The 19,978-nt window shown below is 69.6% G+C and carries 19 protein-coding genes and 1 pseudogene; 10 read left to right on the forward strand and 10 right to left on the reverse strand.

The genetic code is table 11. The features are described from left to right. The first annotated feature begins 125 nt into the window (after positions 1-125). The gene (locus tag GPY60_RS24010) at positions 126-1,271 is read left to right on the forward strand and encodes an Mrp/NBP35 family ATP-binding protein (RefSeq protein ID WP_156690200.1); all 1,146 of its coding nucleotides are present in this window, start codon (positions 126-128) and stop codon (positions 1,269-1,271) included. Positions 1,272-1,350: 79 nt separating this feature from the next. On the opposite strand, the gene tatB is transcribed toward GPY60_RS24010, so the two are convergent. The 4 genes from tatB to sigE form a co-directional block, all read right to left on the reverse strand. Then, entirely contained in the window at positions 1,351-1,743 is a 393-nt protein-coding gene (tatB, locus tag GPY60_RS24015; RefSeq protein WP_156690201.1) for a Sec-independent protein translocase protein TatB, read from the reverse strand. Then, positions 1,743-3,293, reverse strand: coding sequence for a serine protease HtrA (htrA, locus tag GPY60_RS24020; RefSeq protein WP_156690202.1), 1,551 nt, complete (start codon positions 3,291-3,293; stop codon positions 1,743-1,745). The genes tatB and htrA overlap by 1 nt, the downstream gene beginning before the upstream one ends. 148 nt (positions 3,294-3,441) lie before the next feature. After that, on the reverse strand, positions 3,442-3,831 hold the full coding sequence (rseA, locus tag GPY60_RS24025) for an anti-sigma E factor RseA (RefSeq protein WP_156690203.1): 390 nt from the start codon (positions 3,829-3,831) through the stop codon (positions 3,442-3,444). A gap of 116 nt (positions 3,832-3,947) precedes the next feature. After that, a complete protein-coding gene (gene sigE, locus GPY60_RS24030) occupies positions 3,948-4,724 on the reverse strand; it encodes an RNA polymerase sigma factor SigE (RefSeq protein WP_156690204.1) in 777 nt (258 codons plus the stop codon). A 161-nt stretch (positions 4,725-4,885) separates the two neighbouring features. On the opposite strand from sigE, the gene GPY60_RS24035 reads away from it, so the two are divergent. Next, complete coding sequence (locus tag GPY60_RS24035) at positions 4,886-5,554, forward strand: O-methyltransferase (RefSeq protein WP_156690205.1); 669 nt, start codon at positions 4,886-4,888, stop codon at positions 5,552-5,554. A gap of 43 nt (positions 5,555-5,597) precedes the next feature. Here GPY60_RS24035 and GPY60_RS24040 read toward each other — a convergent pair whose 3' ends face one another. Next, positions 5,598-6,695 (reverse strand): GGDEF domain-containing protein, encoded by a 1,098-nt coding sequence (locus tag GPY60_RS24040; protein ID WP_231639808.1) that lies wholly within the window; start codon positions 6,693-6,695, stop codon positions 5,598-5,600. A 182-nt stretch (positions 6,696-6,877) separates the two neighbouring features. On the opposite strand from GPY60_RS24040, the gene GPY60_RS24045 reads away from it, so the two are divergent. The 7 genes from GPY60_RS24045 (at position 6,878) to GPY60_RS24075 (ending at position 15,495) form a co-directional block, all read left to right on the forward strand. Continuing rightward, on the forward strand, positions 6,878-7,516 hold the full coding sequence (locus GPY60_RS24045; RefSeq protein ID WP_156690207.1) for a TetR/AcrR family transcriptional regulator: 639 nt from the start codon (positions 6,878-6,880) through the stop codon (positions 7,514-7,516). Beyond that, positions 7,506-8,417 (forward strand): ABC transporter ATP-binding protein, encoded by a 912-nt coding sequence (locus tag GPY60_RS24050; protein WP_156690208.1) that lies wholly within the window; start codon positions 7,506-7,508, stop codon positions 8,415-8,417. Before GPY60_RS24045 ends, GPY60_RS24050 begins: the two co-directional genes overlap by 11 nt. Continuing rightward, positions 8,414-10,048: an ABC transporter permease gene (locus GPY60_RS24055; protein ID WP_156690209.1), complete on the forward strand. Its 1,635-nt coding sequence runs from the start codon at positions 8,414-8,416 to the stop codon at positions 10,046-10,048. The genes GPY60_RS24050 and GPY60_RS24055 overlap by 4 nt, the downstream gene beginning before the upstream one ends. A 7-nt stretch (positions 10,049-10,055) precedes the next feature. After that, the gene (locus tag GPY60_RS24060; RefSeq protein WP_156690210.1) at positions 10,056-10,730 is read left to right on the forward strand and encodes a methyltransferase family protein; all 675 of its coding nucleotides are present in this window, start codon (positions 10,056-10,058) and stop codon (positions 10,728-10,730) included. A gap of 142 nt (positions 10,731-10,872) precedes the next feature. After that, positions 10,873-11,985, forward strand: a complete 1,113-nt coding sequence (locus GPY60_RS24065; protein WP_156690211.1) for a sulfate ABC transporter substrate-binding protein — start codon at positions 10,873-10,875, stop codon at positions 11,983-11,985. Continuing rightward, positions 11,982-13,778, forward strand: a complete 1,797-nt coding sequence (locus GPY60_RS24070) for a SulP family inorganic anion transporter (protein ID WP_156690212.1) — start codon at positions 11,982-11,984, stop codon at positions 13,776-13,778. The genes GPY60_RS24065 and GPY60_RS24070 overlap by 4 nt, the downstream gene beginning before the upstream one ends. 43 nt (positions 13,779-13,821) lie before the next feature. Continuing rightward, complete coding sequence (locus GPY60_RS24075) at positions 13,822-15,495, forward strand: CocE/NonD family hydrolase (RefSeq protein ID WP_156690213.1); 1,674 nt, start codon at positions 13,822-13,824, stop codon at positions 15,493-15,495. Between the two features lie 10 nt (positions 15,496-15,505). Here the strand turns inward: GPY60_RS24075 and glgC are convergent, their stop codons facing one another. Beyond that, positions 15,506-16,720: a glucose-1-phosphate adenylyltransferase gene (glgC, locus tag GPY60_RS24080; RefSeq protein WP_156690214.1), complete on the reverse strand. Its 1,215-nt coding sequence runs from the start codon at positions 16,718-16,720 to the stop codon at positions 15,506-15,508. Between the two features lie 215 nt (positions 16,721-16,935). Here glgC and glgA point away from each other — a divergent pair, with 215 nt between their 5' ends. Continuing rightward, positions 16,936-18,108, forward strand: a complete 1,173-nt coding sequence (gene glgA / locus GPY60_RS24085; RefSeq protein ID WP_156690215.1) for a glycogen synthase — start codon at positions 16,936-16,938, stop codon at positions 18,106-18,108. Positions 18,109-18,126: 18 nt separating this feature from the next. Here glgA and GPY60_RS24090 read toward each other — a convergent pair whose 3' ends face one another. The 4 genes and pseudogenes from GPY60_RS24090 to GPY60_RS24105 form a co-directional block, all read right to left on the reverse strand. Further along, positions 18,127-18,300 (reverse strand): DUF3117 domain-containing protein, encoded by a 174-nt coding sequence (locus GPY60_RS24090; protein WP_003878471.1) that lies wholly within the window; start codon positions 18,298-18,300, stop codon positions 18,127-18,129. A gap of 272 nt (positions 18,301-18,572) precedes the next feature. Next, positions 18,573-19,148, reverse strand: coding sequence for a DNA-3-methyladenine glycosylase I (locus GPY60_RS24095; protein ID WP_156690216.1), 576 nt, complete (start codon positions 19,146-19,148; stop codon positions 18,573-18,575). Continuing rightward, the gene (locus tag GPY60_RS24100) at positions 19,145-19,510 is read right to left on the reverse strand and encodes a DivIVA domain-containing protein (RefSeq protein WP_156690217.1); all 366 of its coding nucleotides are present in this window, start codon (positions 19,508-19,510) and stop codon (positions 19,145-19,147) included. The genes GPY60_RS24095 and GPY60_RS24100 overlap by 4 nt, the downstream gene beginning before the upstream one ends. Positions 19,511-19,541: 31 nt before the next feature. Further along, positions 19,542-19,978, reverse strand: a pseudogene (locus tag GPY60_RS24105) (glucosyl-3-phosphoglycerate synthase); the annotation flags it as partial.

Below are 19,978 nucleotides of genomic sequence, written 5' to 3' on the forward strand. Positions count from 1 at the left end.
CCCCGAACGCGTCGCCCGTGCCGAAACACGCCGGGCCCACGCCGAAGGCGCCGGGGCCCAACCAGCCGGCGCCCACCCCGGCCGGCTGACCTGCCGGGCGGCCCGCACGCCTACACTCGGCGGTGATGACTGGTCATGACACCGCCGACGTGAAGTCGGCCATCAACACGGCTCTGGGGAAGGTGATCGACCCCGAACTGCGGCGTCCGATCACCGAGCTCGGGATGGTCAAGAGCGTCGATGTCGCTGACGACGGCGGTGTGCACGTGGCGATCTACCTGACCACGGCCGCGTGCCCGAAGAAGACGGAGATCAGCGAGCGGGTCACGAGCGCGGTGTCCGACGTCCCTGGCACCGGGGCGGTCAAGGTCACCCTCGACGTGATGAGCGACGAGCAGCGCACCGAGTTGCGCAAGCAGCTGCGCGGAGACGCCGCCGAGCCGGTCATCCCGTTCGCGCAGCCCGGCTCGCTGACGCGGGTCTACGCGATCGCGTCGGGCAAGGGCGGCGTCGGAAAGTCCACCGTCACAGTCAATCTCGCGGCGGCGATGGCGGCCCGCGGTCTTTCGGTGGGCGTGCTCGACGCCGACATCCACGGCCACTCCATCCCCCGCATGATGGGCACCACCGACCGGCCCACCCAGGTCGAGTCGATGATCCTGCCGCCCGTCGCCCACGACGTGAAGGTCATCTCGATCGCCCAGTTCACCCAGGGCAACACGCCGGTGGTGTGGCGTGGGCCGATGCTGCACCGGGCGTTGCAGCAGTTCCTGGCCGACGTGTACTGGGGCGATCTGGACGTCCTCCTGCTCGACCTGCCGCCGGGGACCGGCGACGTCGCCATCTCGGTGGCCCAGCTGATCCCCAACGCCGAGATCGTCGTGGTCACCACGCCGCAGCTGGCCGCGGCGGAGGTCGCGGAACGGGCCGGCAGCATCGCGCTGCAGACTCGCCAGCGGCTCGTCGGCGTCGTCGAGAACATGTCCGGCATGCTGTTGCCCGACGGCACGACCATGCACGTCTTCGGCGAGGGCGGCGGCCGGCAGGTCGCCGAGCGGCTCACGCGTGCGGTGGGCGCCGACGTGCCGCTGCTCGGTCAGGTCCCGCTGGACCCGGCCCTGGTGGCGGCCGGCGACGCCGGTGTCCCCGTCGTGCTGAGCGCGCCCGACTCGCCGGTGGCCAAGGAACTGCGCAGCATCGCCGACAGCCTGTCGGCGCGGCGGCGCGGGCTGGCCGGGATGTCACTGGGGCTCGACACCGCGCGGCGCTAACTGCCCCCGCGAGCGTGCGTGTTTGTACGCCGCCACGCCGTCGCAGGCGTACAACTGCGCACGCTCGCGCCCCAGAAAATCAGGTCGCGTCGGCGTCGAAGGGCGCGGGGCCCTCGAGGGGCCGCGGCGCCGACGGCGTGGCCGCCGGGCCGCCGCCATTGACAGGCGGGGCGGGGCGGTCGAAGTTGCCGGTCAGGAACGAGTCGTCGCCGTCGAGCAGGTGCTTGGTCAGCGCGGCGCGGGGCGACATGCCCCGCAGCTTCTGCAGCTCGCTGATCGGACCGCGCAGGTCGTCGAACTCGGGTCCGAGGTCCTCGCGGAGCTGCGTGGTCATCCCGCTGAGGTAGTCGCGCGCCTGGCGCAGCGCGGTCGACGTCCAGCGGATCGCGCCGGGCAGCCGCTCGGGCCCCAGGATCACCAGCCCGACCACGATGAGCACCAGGATGTGCTCCCAGCTCAGGTTGCCGAACATTAACCGGAATCCGGGTCGGGCTTCACCGTCAGCGTGACGTGCCGGCCGTCGCGGACCACCTCGACCGGGGCGTCCTGCCCGATGGTCAGCTGCCGCACGGCGACGACGAACTCGTCGGCGTCGGCGACCTTGCGGTTGCCGACCTTGACGATCACGTCGTTCTCCAGGATCCCACCCTTCTGCGCGGGGCTGCCGGCCTTGACGTTCGCCACCTGGGCGCCCGACGCGATGGCGTTGCTCACCGAGCGGGTGCTGACCCCCAGGGTCGGGTGCACGATCTTGCCGTCCTTGATCAGCGTCTGCGCCACCACCTTGGCCTCGTTGATCGGGATCGCGAAGCCCAGGCCACTCGCGCTGTCGGACAACGACTTTCCGGCGGTGTTGATGCCGATCACCTGCGAGTCCATGTCGATCAGCGGGCCGCCGGAGTTGCCGTGGTTGATGGAGGCGTCGGTCTGCACGCCGTCGATGACGGTGTCGGTGTCGGAGCCCTCGCCCGACAGCGGGACCGGGCGGTGCAGCGCACTGATGATGCCGTGCGTGACGGTGCTGCGCAGCCCCAGCGGCGCGCCCGCGGCCAGGACCTCGTCGCCGACGCGCACCTTGTCGGAGTCGCCGAGCCGGGCGACCGTCAGGTTGTCGACGTTGTCGACCTTGAGCACGGCCAGGTCGGTCTTGGGGTCGCGTCCCACCAGGTTGGCGGGCACCTCCTTGCCGTCGTTGAACACCACGGTCGTCTTGAACTGGCTGGGGTTGTTGGCCGCCTCGGAGATGACGTGGTTGTTGGTGACGATGTAGCCGCGACCGTCGATGATGACGCCGGAGCCCTGCATGCCCTCCTGGTCGCTCTTGGACTCGATGGTGACGACGGAGTCGGCGGTCGCGGCCGCCACCTTGGCGAACCGGCCGGCCGGTGACTCGCCGTTGTTGTTGGTCGCCAGCGTCACCTTCGAGGTGGTGAACGCCTCGACGACCTCGGCGGTCTTGCGGCCGATCACCCCGCCCAGCAGGCCGATCACGAGGGCGATGAGCGCGAGGACGGCCAGCGCGACGTAGGACACCTTGCCGCCGAACAGCACGTCGCGGACGCCCAGCTTGCCGCGGTAGCCGGACGCGACCTGCGGCGCTCCCGGCGTGACGGCCGGGGTGCCGAGGGCGGCCGCGGCGCCGGGGTCGCGCCACGGGTCGTCGAGCTCGTCGGGCTCGGAGCCGTTCTGCTCGGCCGCCAGCGCGCCGGCGTCGATCGGGTGGCGCTGCAGCGTGTCGACGGTCCCGACGGGCTTGCTGAACGCCTCCTGCAGGACGGGGTCGGCGGGCCGGTCCTGGGGGCGGTACTCGCCCTGGTCCCGGTATTTCTGCGGGCGCACGCGGTCGGCCACGAAGGACCCGTTCAAGCCGTCGGGGCGGCCGAACGCCTGCCGGGAGGCGGGGTCGACCGGCGGCCGCGAGATGGGCCGCGGCGGCAGGCGGTGGCCGCCATTCACGCCGCCGTCCTGGCGTTGGTCCGGCCGGTTGTCCGCCCTGTTGTCAAAGCCTTGATCGGAGGTCACATCACCCTACTTTTGATCCTCTTCCCGAGCGCTCGAGACAGGCCCTTACCGGGCGATACACCCCGCGCCGATGTTGTCGGTGTCCACCCTAGTATCCACACTTTGTATTGGGCGCCCGCGAACGCGGACTTAAGCCTTACAGGCGTCGCTACCGGCGCTTGCGCCGGTCCGGCGCCTCGCGGTCGGATCCGCGTGCCGTGGTGTCCTCGTCCGACCACTGCGGGATGTCCGCCAGCATGCCGAGCAGAGTGCTCGGGATCCGGATCGGGTGGGAATCGCGCAACGCGGCGCGGGCGCGGCTCTGGCCCTCCACCTCGGCGGCGCACTGCGGGCACAGCGACAGGTGGTGCGCGGCCCGCAGGTGGGCGTTCATCCGCAGCTCTCCGTCGACGAATGCGGCGACGGCCTCGACGGAGAGGTGCTCGGTGGACCCGAATTGGCGTGGTCCCACCGGCGCGTCGCTTTGGGAGGCGAACTGCGCGGGGAGCCAGGAGAATGCCCGCCGGAAAACGTGACCCAGGTTTCCGGGGTCGGCCATCACCAGCTCCTTTCTCGCGCCCTCTAAACGAATGTAGCGCGAGGCGCAGCCCAATAGCGCGCCTAAAGCCGGCAAAACCGCAGGAATTCCGGTGGGGAGCGCGCCGGACCGGCGCGTTACGCCGACTCGGCGTGCAGCGCCTCGGCGGCGAAACCGGCCTCGGGGTGCGCGGCCAGGTAGTCGCGCAGGGCCTGGCGTCCGCGGTGGATGCGGCTGCGGACGGTGCCCAGCTTGACGCCGAGGGTGGCGCCGATCTCCTCGTAGGACAGGCCCTCGATGTCGCACAGGACGACCGCGGCGCGGAACTCCGGCGGCAGCGAATCAAGCGCCGCCTGCAGGTCGGGGCCCAGGCGCGAGTCGTGGTAGATCTGCTCGGGGTTGGGCTCGTCGGCAGGCACGCGGTCGTAGTCCTCGGGCAGCGCCTCCATCCGGATGCGGGCGCGGCGGCGCACCATGTCGAGGAAGAGGTTGGTGGTGATGCGGTGCAGCCAGCCCTCGAACGTGCCGGGCTGGTAGTTCTGCACTGAGCGGAAGACCCGGATGAAGGTCTCCTGGGTGAGGTCCTCGGCGTCGTGCTGGTTCCCGGACAGGCGGTAGGCCAGCCGGTACACCCGGTCGGCGTGCTGACGCACGAGTTCGTCCCAGGACGGCATGGCCGCCTTGTCTCCGGTCGCGTCGAAAACCGCGGTGCCGGACAGCGCGTCCGGCGTCTCCGCCCACTCGTCGTCGCGGCGCTCCTGGGGGTGCGACATGCTGGTGGGGCTCAAAAGCGTAGTGATGTTGGGTTCCTCCGGGTCAGACCTGCCATCCAGAATTGACAGATCATCGCAGTCGGAAACACGAAGTTTCCACTGCTTATTCCCGCCCCCGGCCGAACGTCCTCCGCGATCCATACGGTTACCGTCGCGTACCGGAGTGTGCGCGATATAGGAACAATCTGAGCTGAGGCTGAGAAACCATATCGTTACGTGCGCTGCCCTGCATGTTTCCGGGGAGCCGCCGCGCGCCGGGCGCGCCTGACCGAGCGTGCCCTCATGTGGAATACGCTGCGGGCATGGACGGCACCGACGCAGACGCCCCCGGTCAGACGGCCCCCAGTCGGGCCGAGTCGCTCACCGCGCATGCCGAGGCCTCGATATCCGAGGACGCCCTGCTGGTCTCCGCCCGGGAGCGGGCCATGGACATCGGCGCCGCGCCGGTGACGCCCGCGGTCGGTGCGTTGCTGAGCCTGCTGACGAAGCTGAGTGGCGGCAAGGCGGTCGCCGAGGTGGGCACCGGTGCGGGCGTCAGCGGCCTGTGGTTGCTGTCGGGCATGAGCGACGACGGCGTGCTGACGACGATCGACATCGAGCCCGAATACCTGCGCCTGGCCAAGCAGGCGTTCTCCGAGGCCGGCGTCGGGCCGTCGCGCACCCGCCTGATCAGCGGCCGGGCGCAGGACGTGTTGACCCGGCTCGCCGACGAGTCCTACGACCTGGTGTTCATCGACGCCGACCCCGTCGACCAGCCGGGATACGTGGTGGAGGGCGTGCGGCTGCTGCGGCACGGCGGCGTCGTCGTGGTGCACCGCTCCGCGCTGGGCGGGCGGGCCGGCGATCCCGCGGCGCGCGACGCCGAGGTGACGGCCGTCCGCGAGGCGGCCCGGCTCATCGCCGAGGACGAACGGCTCACGCCGGCGTTGGTGCCCCTCGGCGACGGCCTGCTTGCCGCCGTCAAGGACTGACGATCGACGAAATGCGCCCGCCGACAACGGGTTTAGTGTCCAGCTACGCGGATGCCGGCTGGTGCAGGTGCGATCGATTGCCGCCGTTGCGCTTGGCCGTGTACATGGCTTTGTCCGCCGCGCGGATCAGCTGCTCGATCGCCGAACCCGGGTCGGTCACGCTGCCCCAGTGCAACAAGGCCGCGCCGACGCTCGCGGTGACCGGCTGAGGCAGCGCGGCGATGGCAGCGCACAGCTTGCCCGGCAGGGCGTGCGCGGGGTCGGCGGGCAAGGCGTCGACGACGAGGAATTCCTCTCCCCCGAATCGGCCGATGATGCTGGTGTTGCCACTGTGCTGCCGGAGCGCCCAGCCCACGGCCGAGAGCGCCTGGTCCCCAGCGACGTGACCGTACGTGTCGTTGACGTCCTTGAAGCGGTCCAGGTCGATCATCACCGCGATGAGGAAGAGCTCGTTGCTCGGCGAGGTCAGCAGCATGGCCGCGCGTTCGTGGAATGCCCGACGATTCAGCAGCCCGGTCAAGGGGTCATGGTCGGAGCGGACAACGTCGGCGCCCAGCGTGCGCACGACGGCCTGGAGCGCGAGGGGAACCGCGAGGTTGAGTTCGATGACCAGCCACAACCCCGCCGCCACCACGGGAATCTCCCGGGTCGCGATCACGCGCGACGCGCACAGCACGCTGGCCGCGATGGCGAGAGCGACGTTGACCGCGATCGCTTTCGTGTTGTGAAACAACCCGACGTAGCCGCCGATGATGACCAACCCGGTGCAACCCATCATTCCCAGCACCGGATCACGCTGCAGGACGCAACCGGCAGCGATGAGGCCGCCGCCGAGGACGGCCATGGAGAGCGATTGTTTTCTGGACGGCCACCCGCGAAGCCACAGCACGGTGTAGGCGATCCCCACGACGCAGGCAACCACGCTTACGGCCAACGACCACTGAAACAGGCCGCTCCGCGGCGAGAGCAGGCCCATCGGCGTCAGCACCAGGGCACCCGAGATGAGCGCCATCAGGAGCCGGGTCGGCACCTCCAGGCCCCGGACCCGTAGGTACCCGATGAGCCAGCCGAACTGGTCGGCTTGACGCCACCACCGCGCGATGGAGCTCGCGTCCTGCTCGGGAGCTTCTTCTCGGCTCACAGCGGTTCCCCCTACTGCTGTCCCCCCACACATCTAAGGCGATCCGCCCCCATTTGTGGATGGCTGACACCGAACTATTTCGCCAAGCTCCGCCCGCGATCACCCGACTCCTGCCCTCGGCCCACCCACCTGCACCACGGACCCATTGACTTGGGACTGAACGGCCGTTTAATGTACTGAACATGCGTTCAGCCGACCTGACCGCTGCCGCCCGGATCCGCGAGGCGGCCATCGCGCAGTTCGGCGAGCACGGTTTCGGCGTGGGACTGCGCACCATCGCCGAGGCGGCGGGCGTGAGCGCCGCACTGGTCATTCACCACTTCGGCTCCAAGGACGGCCTGCGTAAGGCCTGCGACGAGTACGTGGCCGAGGACATTCGCACCAAGAAGTCGGAGACGATCACGTCCAACGATCCGGCGACGTGGTTCGCGCAGATGGCCGAGATCGAGTCCTACGCACCGATGATGGCCTACCTGATACGCAGCATGCTGTCCGGCGGCGAGCTGGCAACGATGTTGTGGCGCACCATGATTGACAACGCCGAGCAATACCTCGAGGAGGGCGTGCGGGCCGGGACCGTCAAACCGAGCCGCGACCCCCGCGCCCGGGCGAAATATCTCGGCATCACCGGGGGCGGCGGCTTCCTGCTCTACCTGCAGATGCACGAGACGCCAACGGATATCCGCGCCGTCCTCCGCGACTACGCCCGCGACATGATCCTTCCCGCCCTGGAGATCTACACCGAAGGGTTGATGGTCGACCGCACCATGTACGACGCATTTCTGGCCGCAGGCGAACAAGGAGAGTCCCATGCCAGCTGAGAATCCCATCGAAATCCACGGTCTGGTCAAGAATTTCGGATCGGTGCGGGCCCTGGACGGCCTCGAGCTCACGGTGCGGCAGGGGGAGGTGCACGGCTTTCTCGGACCGAACGGAGCCGGCAAGTCGACAACCCTGCGCATCCTGCTGGGCCTGATGAAAGCCGACGGCGGAACCGTCCGCCTGCTGGGCGCCGATCCGTGGACCGACGCCGTCGCCCTGCATCGCCACATCGCCTACGTACCGGGTGATGTCACGCTGTGGCCGTCGCTGACCGGCGGCGAGACCATCGACCTGCTGGCCCGGATGCGCGGCGGGATCGACCGGAACCGCCGCGCCGAACTGATCGAAAGATTCGACCTCGACCCGCACAAGAAGGCGCGCACCTACTCGAAGGGCAACCGCCAGAAGGTCTCCCTGATCTCGGCATTCTCGTCGCGGGCGGAACTGCTGCTGCTCGACGAACCCAGCAGCGGCCTGGACCCGTTGATGGAGCACGTCTTTCAGCAGTGTGTGCTCGAGGCTCGCGACCGTGGTGCGACCGTCCTGCTGTCGAGCCACATCCTCGCCGAGACCGAGGCGCTGTGCGAGCGGATCACCATCATCCGCGCCGGCAGGACCGTCGAAAGCGGATCGCTCGACTCCATGCGGCACCTCAGCCGGACCTCGATCCGCGCCGAGATGACCGGGGACCCGGGCGATCTCACCCGCATCAGGGGCGTGGAGGACGTCACCGTCGTGGGCGGCACCCTGCACGCGCAGGTCGACAGCGAAAGCCTCGGGGAGCTGATCCGGGCGCTCGGCGAGGCGGGCGTGCGCAGCCTGGTCAGCCAGCCCCCCACGCTGGAGGAACTCTTCCTTCGCCACTACGACACCAGCCCCGCGAAGGTGTCGGCGCGATGAGCACCGCGACGCTGGAACGGCCCGCCCGACCGCAACCGCGCGCCGCCTCGAACTTCACCGGGACGCTGGCGATGCTGCGCCTGTATCTGCGCCGCGACCGGGTGTCCCTGCCGCTGTGGGTGCTGCTGTTGTCGGTGCCGCTGGCCACCGTGTACATCGGCAGCATCGAGAAGGTTTACCCGACCCAGTCCGCGCGGGCGGCGTTCGCCGCCTCGATCATGGCCAGTCCCGCCCAGCGCGCCCTCTACGGGCAGGTGCACAACGACAGCCTCGGCGCCGTGGGGATCTGGAAGGCCGGGATGTTCCACCTGCTGATCGCGGTCGCCGTCATCCTCACCGTGATCCGGCACACCCGCGCCGACGAGGAAAGCGGCAGAACGGAATTGGTCGACTCGACCGCGATCGGCCGGTACGCGAGCCTCAGCGCGGCCCTGCTCCTGTCGTGCGGGGCATCGCTCGCCACCGGCGCGATAGGCGCGGCCGGGCTGCTGGCCACCGACGTCCCGGCCGGCGGTTCGCTGGCGTTCGCCGCCGCGCTGTCGTGCTCGGGCCTGGTCTTCACCGCCGTCGCCGCGGTGACCGCCCAACTCTCGCCGAGCGCCCGGGTCGCCCGCGGCACGGCGTTCGCCGCGCTGGGCGTCGCCTTCACGCTCCGCGCGGTCGGCGACGCCGGCGACGGCACGCTCTCGTGGCTGTCACCGCTGGGGTGGTCACTGCAGGTTCGGCCGTATGCGGGCGACCGCTGGTGGATCCTGTTGCTGCACTTGGCCACGACGTTCGCGCTCACCGTGGTCGCCTACCGCCTGCTCGCCGGCCGCGACGTCGGGGCGGGCCTGATCGCGGAGCGCGCCGGGCCCGGCGAGGCGGGCAGGAACTTGCGCGGCGTCCACGGGCTGACGTGGCGACTGGACCGCGGCGCGCTGGTGCTGTGGACCGTCGGGCTGGGACTGTACGGGCTGTTGATGGGCAGCGTGGTGCACGGCATCGCCGACGAGGTGGGCGGCAGCAGCGTCGTGCGGGACATCGTCGCGCGGATGGGCGGCACCAGCGCGTTGGAGGAAGCCTTCGTCGCGGTCGCGTTCACCATGATCGGCATGGCGGCCTCGGCGTTTGCCATCTCGCTCGCGTTGCGGCTGCACCAGGAGGAGTCGGCGCAGCGCGCCGAGACGGTCCTGGCCGGCGCCATCTCCCGAACCGCCTGGCTGTCAAGCCATCTGGCCGCCGCGCTGATCGGGCCGGCGGCCACGATGCTCGTCAGCGGCGCGGTCGGCGGCCTCGTCTACGGGATCGCGGCCGGCGACGTCGGCGGCAAGCTGGCCATCGTCGTCGGCACCGCGGCCGTACAGCTGCCCGCCGTCTGGCTGCTCGCCGCGGTGACGGTCGCGCTGTTCGGTGTCGCGCCGCGGTTCGCCCCGGTGGCGTGGGGCGTGCTGGTCGCGTTCGTCGCGGTCTACCTGATCGGGTCCTTGGCCCGATTCCCGCGGTGGCTGCTGGACCTGGAGCCGTTCGCGCACGTGCCGCGGGTGGGCGCCGACTTCACCGCCGCACCGCTGTTGTGGTTGCTGGCGATCGATGCTGCCTTGATCGCACTGGGCGCCTTGGGTTTTCGACGGCGCGACGTGCGCTGCTAGGAGTGTCATGAACACAGCGGTCCGCATGGCGGCATCCTCGATCGTTGGCCTCCTCGGCTTCGGCGTCCTCCTGTTCGTACCGGCCGGGACGGTCCACTATTGGCAGGGTTGGGTTTTCATCGCCGTCTTCACCACGGTATCGACCATCCCCACCGTCTACCTGGCCCGCACCAACCCGGCGGCCCTGCAGCGCCGCATGCATGCCGGCCCGCGTGCCGAAGGCCGTACGGCGCAGAAGATCATCGTCAGCGCCTCATTCCTGGACATGTTCGCGATGATGGCGTTCAGCGCGCTCGACCACCGGTTCGGCTGGTCGGCCGTGCCGGTGTGGGTCTGCCTGCTCGGGGAGGTCCTGGTGGCGGTGGGCCTGGGCATTGCCCTGCTCGTGGTCGTCCAGAACGGCTACGCAGCCGCCACGGTCACCGTCGAGTCGGGCCAACCCGTCGTCTCCACCGGTCTCTACGGCTTCGTCAGGCACCCGATGTATTTCGGCGACGTCATCATGATGGTCGGCATCCCATTGGCTCTGGGCTCGTACTGGGGGCTGCTCTTCGTGGTTCCGGGCGTCGTGGTGCTCGTCTTCCGAATCCTCGACGAGGAAGAGCTGCTTCGCGGGGAGCTTTCCGGATACCGCGAGTACACGCAACGGGTCCGCTACCGGTTATTGCCCAGCGTGTGGTGAACACCGCCGGGGCCCAAACCGTTGGCCATTAGATCACGCAGATTTCCACCGGTGTTTCGCAGGCCGATCCTCGCTAGCATCCCCTTCGCCCGGCTTCGCCGGCGCGGAAGTTCGGGCGACTCGTTCGACGCAGGAGGCGGCAATGACACAGATCGAGCAACCGTCGGCGCGCCGCCGCGCATACCGATTACGCGTCCCCTGGCTCAACATCGTCGGCGTCGTCGCGATCGCCGTGGCGGCGAGCCTCATCGCGGTCAAGAATCTGCAACCCGACACGTCGCCGAACCAGATCCTCAACGTTTCCTATGACCCGACGCGGGAACTGTACGCGACGCTCGACAAGGCCTTCATCGCCCAATTCCGGCAGCAGACCGGGGTGACGCTGGAGATCAAACAGTCTCACGGCGGTTCCGGACGGCAGGCCGCCGACGTCATCGCCGGCAAGCAGAAGGCCGGGGTGGTGTCACTCGCGCTCGTCAGCGATGTGGACGCCCTGCGCAAGCGCGGATTGATCGCCGCCGATTGGCAAGGGCGCCTGCCGAACAATTCGGTCCCCTACACCTCGACCATCGTCTTCGTCGTCCACAAGGGCAATCCCAAGCGAATTCACGACTGGCCGGATCTGGTGAAGGACGGCGTCGCGATCGTTTCGCCCAACCCGCGCAGCTCCGGCAACGGCAAGCTCAGCATCCTCGCGGCCTGGGGCTCGGTCACCACCCGCGGCGGGACGGACGCGCAGGCCTTCGACCTCGTCAGAGCGTTGTCCAAGCATGTCGTGGTCGCCGACGCCGGTGCCCGGGGCGCGGCCATCAGCTTCGCGGTCGAGCGCATCGGTGACGTCCATCTGACGTGGGAGAACGAAGCCCTTCGCGAGGTCACGGAGAACAGCAACGAACTCGAGATCGTCTACCCGCCAACCAGTATCCGGGCCGAACCGGCCGTCGCCTGGGTGGACGCGAACCTCACCAACAAGACGCTCCCCTACGCCAAGGCCTTCCTCCAATACCTCTACACCGACTCCGCGCAGGAAGTCATCGCCCAAACCGGTTACCGTCCGATCAATCCCGCGATCCTGGCCAAGCACGCCGACCGGTTACCCGACATCAACCTGTTCCCGATCACCGCGATCGCCAAGGACTGGAACGACGCGCGCGAGAAGTTCTTCGGTGACAACGGCATCTACGATGCGCTGTCGTCGCCCGCCCGCGCGACGGTCGCGTCGACGCACAGCCGGCGGAAGGCGAAGTCCGCGTGAGTGTCTCGGAGAAGGTCAAGGGTCTGAACTACGACACGACGAAGGCGCGGCGGGACCTGGTCGCGGGCGTCACGGTCGCGGCGGTGTCGCTGCCGCAGGGCATCACGTACGCACTGGTCGCCGGCGTCGACCCGAAGTTCGGCGTCTATTCGTGCATCGTCGTGACGTTCATCGCCTCGGTATTCGGATCGTCGTCACACCTCATCAACGGGCCGACGAGCGCAATCTCCCTGCTGGCGTTCAGTTCTCTGGCTTTCCTGGATCCCGAGAACCGCACGGTGCTCTTCGAGGCGCTGTTCCTGCTCGGCATTCTCGCCGGCGCATTCCAGATCCTCATCGCCGTGTTCAAACTCGGCGACCTCACCCGCTACATCTCCGAATCCGTCATCCTCGGCTTCCTCGTGGCGGCGGCGTTGCTCATCGCGGTGGGACAACTGGGCAACGCGCTCGGGGTGAAAGACAAAGGGACCGGGCGGATGAAGGTGCTGGAACGCACCTACCTCACGCTGTTCCACGGCGATGCGGTCAACTATCGCGCCGTGCTGCTCAGCGTCACCACCGTCGCGTTGGCCGTCGCGCTGCGCTGGGTGGTGAAGCGCTTCGGCTTGCCGCAACTCGACCTGTTGGCCGTCCTGGTCATCGCGGCGCTCGTCGCGTACCTCGCCGGCTGGTCGACCCCCGACCAGAACGGCAACCTCGGGGTGGCCCTGACCGCGAAGATCCCGCAGAGCCTGCCCACCCCGCACATCCCGCAGGTCCAGTTCGGCACCCTGGGCGAACTCTCGGAAGGTGCGCTGGCGATCGCTTTCATCGGACTGCTCGAGGCCCTGTCGATCGCGAAAGCCATTGCGCACCAATCCGGTCAGAAGCTGGACTACAACCGTCAGATCCTCGCCGAGGGCCTGGCGAACCTCACCGGCGGGTTCTTCCAGTGCGTGCCGGGGTCGGGCTCGGTGTCGCGGTCGCCGATCAACTTCCAGGCCGGCGCGGTGTCGCGCTTCTCCGGCGTGATCACCGCGGTGACCGTCGGCGCGGCGGTGCTGCTGTTCGCTCCGCTGCTGCACTACATGCCCCGGGCCGCGCTGGCCGGCCTACTGCTCATCACCGCGGCGCGGCTGATCGACTACAAGCGGCTCTTCTACACGCTCAGGGCTTCACGCTACGACGCCGGCCTGGTGATCGTCACCGCGCTGACGGGAGTGCTGATCGACCTGGACACCGCGGTGCTGCTCGGTGTCGTGCTGTCGATCCTGCTGTTCGTGCCGCGGGCGGCGAAGCTGAAGGCCAAGGAGATGGTCGTGACGTCCGAACGCGTGATCCGCGAGCGGGTGCCCGGCGATCCGGTCGACCCCTCGACGGTGATCTACGACTTCGAGGGCGAACTGTTCTTCGGCGCCGCACCGGAACTCGAGCGCTACCTGGACGAGCTGAGCCACCGGTTGGAACGCGACGACATCCGGTTCGTCGTCCTGCGGCTCAAACGCGTGCGACACCCGGATGTCGTCGTCGTCGAGCGGATCGAACGTTTCCTGCGGGAGGAGACCGCGCGCGGCGTGACGGTCCTGCTCGCCGGTGTGCAGCCCGACATGCGGGCCATGCTGCGCAACGTGGGTTTCGACGATTGGTTCCCGACCGAGCACGTCTTCCCGGAGGAGGACGAGGAATTCTCGGCAACCCTGAAGGCCGTGCGGTACGCCCATGCCCAGAGAGACGGCCGCGAACTTCTGGAAGCCACCGCCGCGACCGCCGCGGCCGGCAACGGAGACCCTCAGCACTACTACTACCTGGTTTGACGCACCGCCCGCCGGCCGCCGATCAAATCACTAAGGTGATGGCGTGGCGCGCGATCCGGGGCTCGACGTCCCCTGGCGGCGACCCGGCGCTCTCCGGTACGCGCTGGGCCGGCTTCGCGGTATCGCGAAACCGCCCGTCACCGTCACGGCCCCCTCGGCCGGCCTGACGACCGACCGCGATGTCGGGGTTCCGACTCGGGACGGAACGACGTTGCGCATCAACGTGTTTCGGGATGCGGTCGGCGCGCCCCGGCCGGTCGTCCTGAGCGTCCACCCCTACGGCAAGGACAATCTGCCGCGGCGGCGGGGCAAGAGGTGGACGTTCTCGGTCCAATACCGCATCCTGCGGCAGCCGCACCAGGTCACCTTCTCGGCGCTCACCGGTTGGGAGGCCCCCGACCCGGCCTGGTGGGTGCCGCGCGGCTTCACCGTGGTGAACGCCGACTCGCGCGGCTGCGGCCACTCCGACGGCACCGGAAAGCTGATGTCCCGCCAGGAGGCCGAGGACACCTACGACCTGGTGCAGTGGATCGCCGCCCAGCCGTGGTGCGACGGCCGGGTGGTGATGACCGGGGTGTCCTACCTCGCCATCAGCCAGTACGCCGTCGCCGCCCTGCAACCGCCGGCGTTGCGCGCCATCTGCCCGTGGGAGGGCTTCACGGACCCCTACCGCGACCTCCTCTTCCCGGGCGGCGTCCGGGAGCGCGGCTTCGCCCGGTTCTGGTCGCGCGGCGTGCGGCGCACCACCCGTCAGAGCTACGAGATCGAGCGCATGCAGGACGAGCATCCGCTGCGCGACGACTTCTGGCGCGCGCTGGTGCCCGACCTGTCGGCAATCACGGTCCCAATGCTGGTGTGCGGCAGCTTTTCCGACAACAACCTGCACACCCGCGGTTCGTTCCGGGCATTCGCTCAGGCCGCCGGCCCCGCCCGCCTCTACACCCACCGGGCCGGCAAATGGGCGGTCTTCTACTCCGACGCCGCGCTGGCCGAGCAACTCGCGTTCTTCAGGGCTGCGCTGGACGGCGCTCCGGCGTCCCGCAGCGTGCGCCTCGAGGTGCGCGAGGACCGCGACACCGTCACCGCCGTGCGCGAAGAGGCCGAGTGGCCGCTCGCCCGAACACGCTGGCGGCCTTTGTATCTGGCGGGCGGCGGGACGCTGTCGCCCGACCGGCCGGGGGCGCCCGGCAACGTGAGCTTCGAAAACCGTTCGCGCGCCGCGGCATTCAGCTGGCAGATCCCGGAGGACATCGAGCTCACCGGCCCGATGGCCGCCCGGTTATGGGTGAGCCTGGAGGGCTGCGACGACGCCAACCTGTTCGTCGGCGTCGAGAAGTGGCGGGACGGGCGGTTCGTGGCGTTCGAGGGGTCGTACGGCTACGGCCGCGACCGGGTGACCACCGGGTGGCAGCGGGTCGCCTTGCGCGCGCTCGACCCGGAGCTCTCGCGGCCGTGGGAGCCCGTGCCCGCCTGCACCGTGGCACGGCCGGTCTCGCCCGGCGAGGTGGTCGCGGTCGACGTGGCGCTCGGCCCGTCGGCGACGCTGTTCCGGGCCGGCGAGCAGCTGCGCCTGATCGTCGGCGGCCGATGGCTCTGCTCGCGCAACCCGCTGGCCGGCCAGTTCCCGGCGGCCTACGCCCCGTCGCCCCGCGGTCGCATCACGCTGCACTGGGGACCCGACCACGACGCGCACCTGCTGGTGCCGGAGGTCCCGTAGGTCCGGGGGCTTAGATCCAGACGCCCTTGCCGACCGCGACGACGCCGCCCGCGCTGATCGCGAAGCGCTCCCGGTCCCGCTCCAAGTCCACCCCGACCATCTCCCCGGGCCCGACGACGACGTTCTTGTCCAGGATCGCGTGGCGCACCACCGCGCCGCGGCCCACGCGGGCGCCCGGCATGATGACACTGCCCTCGACGATCGCGCCGTCGTCGACCACGACGTTGGACGACAGGACCGAGTTGCGCACCGAGGCAGCCGAGATGATGCTGCCCGCCCCCACCACCGACTCCTGCGCCGAGCCGCCGTTGACGAACTTGGCCGGCGCGAGGTTCTCCGACTCGCCGCGGATCGGCCAGCGCTTGTTGTACAGGTTGAACACCGGGTGCACCGACACCAGGTCCATGTGCGCGTCGTAGAACGCATCGAGGGTTCCCACGTCGCGCCAGTAGCCCCGGTCGCGGTCGGTGGCGCCGGGCACCTCGTTGTCCTTGAAGTCGTACACCGCGGCCATGCCGTCGCTGACCAGGCGCGGGATGATGTCCCCGCCCATGTCGTGGTCGGAGTGGTCGTCGTCGGCGTCGGCGCGGATCGCGTCGATCAGCACCTTGGTGGTGAAGATGTAGTTGCCCATCGAGACGTACGCCGCGGCCGGGTCGTCCGGCGTTCCCGGCGGGTCCAGCGGCTTCTCGACGAAGTCGCGGATGCGCCCGGATTCGTCGGCGTCGATGCAGCCGAACGCCGTCGCCTCCGCGCGCGGCACGCGGATGCCCGCGACCGTCGCCCCCGCGCCGCTGTCGATGTGGAACCGGACCATCTGCTCGGGGTCCATCCGGTAGACGTGGTCGGCGCCGAAAACCACTATGTAGTCGGGGTCTTCGTCGTAGATGAGGTTGAGCGACTGGTAGATCGCGTCCGCGGACCCGGTGTACCAGCGCGGGCCGAGCCGCTGCTGCGCCGGCACCGGGGTGATGTACTCGCCGGCGAGGCCCGACAGGCGCCAGTTCTGCGAGATGTGACGGTCGAGTGAATGCGACTTGTACTGAGTGAGAACGCAGATGCGCAAATAGCGGGCGTTGACGAGGTTGGAGAGCACGAAGTCGATGAGCCGGTAGGCGCCCCCGAAGGGGACGGCGGGCTTGGCGCGGTCCGCGGTCAACGGGTACAGGCGTTTGCCCTCACCGCCGGCCAGGACAATGCCCAGCACGTGTGGCGCTTCCCTCATAGGTTCAACCTATCGGCCGCACGGGACCGCTGCCAGGGGATCGCGCGATTGAGCCGCCTGTCGGGCTGTCTGTCAAGGTGTTTGGGCTCATACGGGAACGTTCGAGTGCCCGACCCCCGACTCGCGGGCCGCCGCGTCGCCGACTGCCTCCGATGGTCCGGCTCCGCACCGGCCCGACTCGCGGGCCGCCGCGTCGCCGAACTACCGTTCGGAGTATGCGGGTCGCGATGATGACTCGGGAATACCCACCCGAGGTCTACGGGGGAGCAGGCGTCCACGTCACCGAGTTGGTCTCTCAACTGCGCCGGCTGTGCGCGGTGGACGTCCACTGCATGGGCGCGCCGCGGCCGGAAGGCCAGGGAGTGCAGGCCCACCAGCCCGACCCGCGCCTGAAGCACGCCAACGCGGCCGTGTCGACGCTGTCGACCGACCTGATGATGGCCACTGCGGCGTCGGCGGCCACCGTCGTGCACTCCCACACCTGGTACACCGGCATGGCTGGGCATCTGACGTCATTGCTGTACGGCATCCCCCACGTGCTGACCGCGCATTCGCTCGAGCCGTTGCGGCCGTGGAAGGCCGAGCAGCTCGGCGGCGGCTACTGGGTGTCGTCGTGGGTGGAGCAGACCGCCGTGCTGGCCGCCGACGCCGTCATCGGGGTCAGTTCCGCCATGCGCGAGGACATCCTGCGCGTCTACCCGGCGCTCGATCCGAGCCGGGTCCACGTCATCCGCAACGGGGTCGACACCGACGTCTGGTACCCCGCCGGCCCGGCCGAAACCGGCTCGGTGCTGGCCGAACTCGGTGTCGACCCTGACCGTCCCCTCGTCGCGTTCGTCGGACGCATCACCCGTCAGAAAGGTGTCGACCACCTGGTGGCCGCCGCGCACCGGTTCAGCCCCGAGGCTCAGGTGGTGCTCGTCGCCGGGGCCCCCGACACCCCGGAGATCGCCGAGGAGATTCGGGCCGCGGTGGACGACCTGGCCCGCGAGCGCACCGGCGTGTTCTGGATCAGGGAGATGCTGCCCATCGGGGAATTGCGCGAAATACTCTCGGCGGCAACGGTTTTCGTGTGCCCGTCGGTGTATGAGCCCCTGGGCATCGTGAACCTGGAGGCCATGGCGTGCGCGACGGCGGTGGTCGCCTCCGACGTCGGCGGCATCCCCGAGGTCGTTGCCGACGGGGTCACCGGATCGCTGGTGCACTACGACGCCGACGATCCCATCGGCTACCAGACGGGGCTGGCCGAGGCGGTCAACGCACTGATCGCCGACCCGGACAGAGCGAAACGGTACGGCCAGGCGGGGCGCCAGCGCTGCACCGAAGAATTCCTCTGGGCGCATGCCGCCGCTCAGACGCTGGACATCTATCGGAAGGTGTCGGCGTAGACCGGCGACGCGCCGCGGCTAGCTGGAGCTCGTTACGCCCTTGAGCTCGTCACCCAGAGCGGCCGCCTCGTCGGGGGTCAGCTCGACGACCAGGCGACCGCCTCCCTCCAGTGGTACCCGCATCACGATGCCGCGCCCCTCCTTCGTCGCTTCAAGAGGACCGTCCCCGGTCCGGGGCTTCATCGCCGCCATCGAGTGCTCCCTCCAGGTTCGAGCCGGACCGCCGTCGCGGACCCGATCGGCGCCGAGCGTGCCCCGCCAGCCACATTCCAGCCACGCCCGGCATCGAACTGCCTAATCACCCCCCCATTGTTCCCTATCGAACTCACCATGCGCACAAAGACCCGCTCGTCGCCCCTCATCCGGCCTGCAAACCGTCGCGCCGGGCGCCCTCGCCGGGGCCGGATCGTCACCGGGCGCCGACTCGATTTGCCCGTCTCCTCGGCGGCCTCAAGGCCCCGTCGTCACCGCGGAGGGACCCAGCAGCCTGCGATGTGGTCGTCCACCATGCCGGTCGCCTGCATCAGCGCGTACGCGGTGGTAGGGCCGACGAAGCGGAACCCGCGCCGTTTCAGCTCCTTCGCCATGGCTTTGGATTCGTCGCTGGCCGACGGAATCCCCGACGGGTCAGTGGGCCGTGGCCGCGGTGGCGGCGCGAAGGACCACAGCAGCTCGGACAGCTCCTCGGGCGCGCCGAGCTCGGCCGCGGCCCGCGCATTGGCGATCGTCGCCTCGATCTTGGACCGGTTGCGGACGATGCCCGCGTCCTCCAGCAGCCGCTGCACGTCGGCGTCGGTGTACGCGGCGACCTTCTCGACGTCGAAGCCGGAGAAGGCCCGCCGGAAGTTGTCCCGCTTGCGCAGGATGATCAGCCATGACAGCCCGCTCTGGAAGGCTTCCAGGCTCATCCGCTCGAACAGCGCCGCCGGATCCCGCACCGGCCGGCCCCACTCCTCGTCGTGGTAGTTGCGGTACAGATCGAAGTCCGGCCCCGGCCGTAGGGTCGCCCAGCTGCAGCGCACCCGCCCATCGTCGCTCACACCTTGTCCTGACGCTCCCCGCCGTTGTCCGGTTCCACCGGGATGGGTTCGCGCTCGGCGGCGCCCTCCCGGGCCGGCGGCGCCTGCGCTGCCGCCAGCTGACCGCGCAGCGCCTCGAGCTCACGGGCGAGCCGGTCGAGCACCCAGTCCACCTCGCTGGTCTTGTATCCCCGCAGCACCTGGGTGAACTTGACGGCGTCGACGTCGGCCCCGGTCACGCCGTAGGCGGGCAGCACCGTCGCCGTCGTGCCCCGCGGCAGCGGCGGCAGCTGTTCCCCGCGCCCGAACAGCAGGCTGCCCGCACCGAACAGCACGATCGCGACCAGCACCAGCACCACCAGGTACAGCAACACCAACGCCACGGGTTCGATACTGCCTTACGCCACCGACACGTCAGCGATCAGCGTGAGGCCTGAAAGCCTGCATCGGGGGCCGGTCCGCCAGTGACACCGAGGTGGTGAGCGGGGTGTAGCCGTATTCGTCGGCGAGGAACTGGGTGAGGCCCACGCCGGAGTCGGGGATCCCGCAGCGGGAGAGCAAGGTGGCGATCACCTGGCGGCTCATCGCGCCGAGTTCCTCGAGCGGGCGGTTGCGGTGCGCGCGCACCCCGAGGTTGACCTGGGCGATCGCGTCGAGACCCAGCCGGTCGAACGTGTCGACCAGCAGGCCGATCTCCACCCCGTAGCCCGGCGCGAACGGCAGCGACGTCAACAGCTCCCGTGTCGCCGCGTACTCGCCGCCCAGCGGCTGCAGCACCCGGCCCAGCTCCGGCCGCAGCGCCGCCAGCAACGGCCGCGCCACCAGTTCGGTGACCCGCCCACCCCCGGTGG

Origin of the sequence: Mycobacterium sp. Marseille-P9652 (genome assembly GCF_902652685.1) — a bacterium.
Classification (GTDB): Bacteria; Actinomycetota; Actinomycetes; order Mycobacteriales; family Mycobacteriaceae; genus Mycobacterium.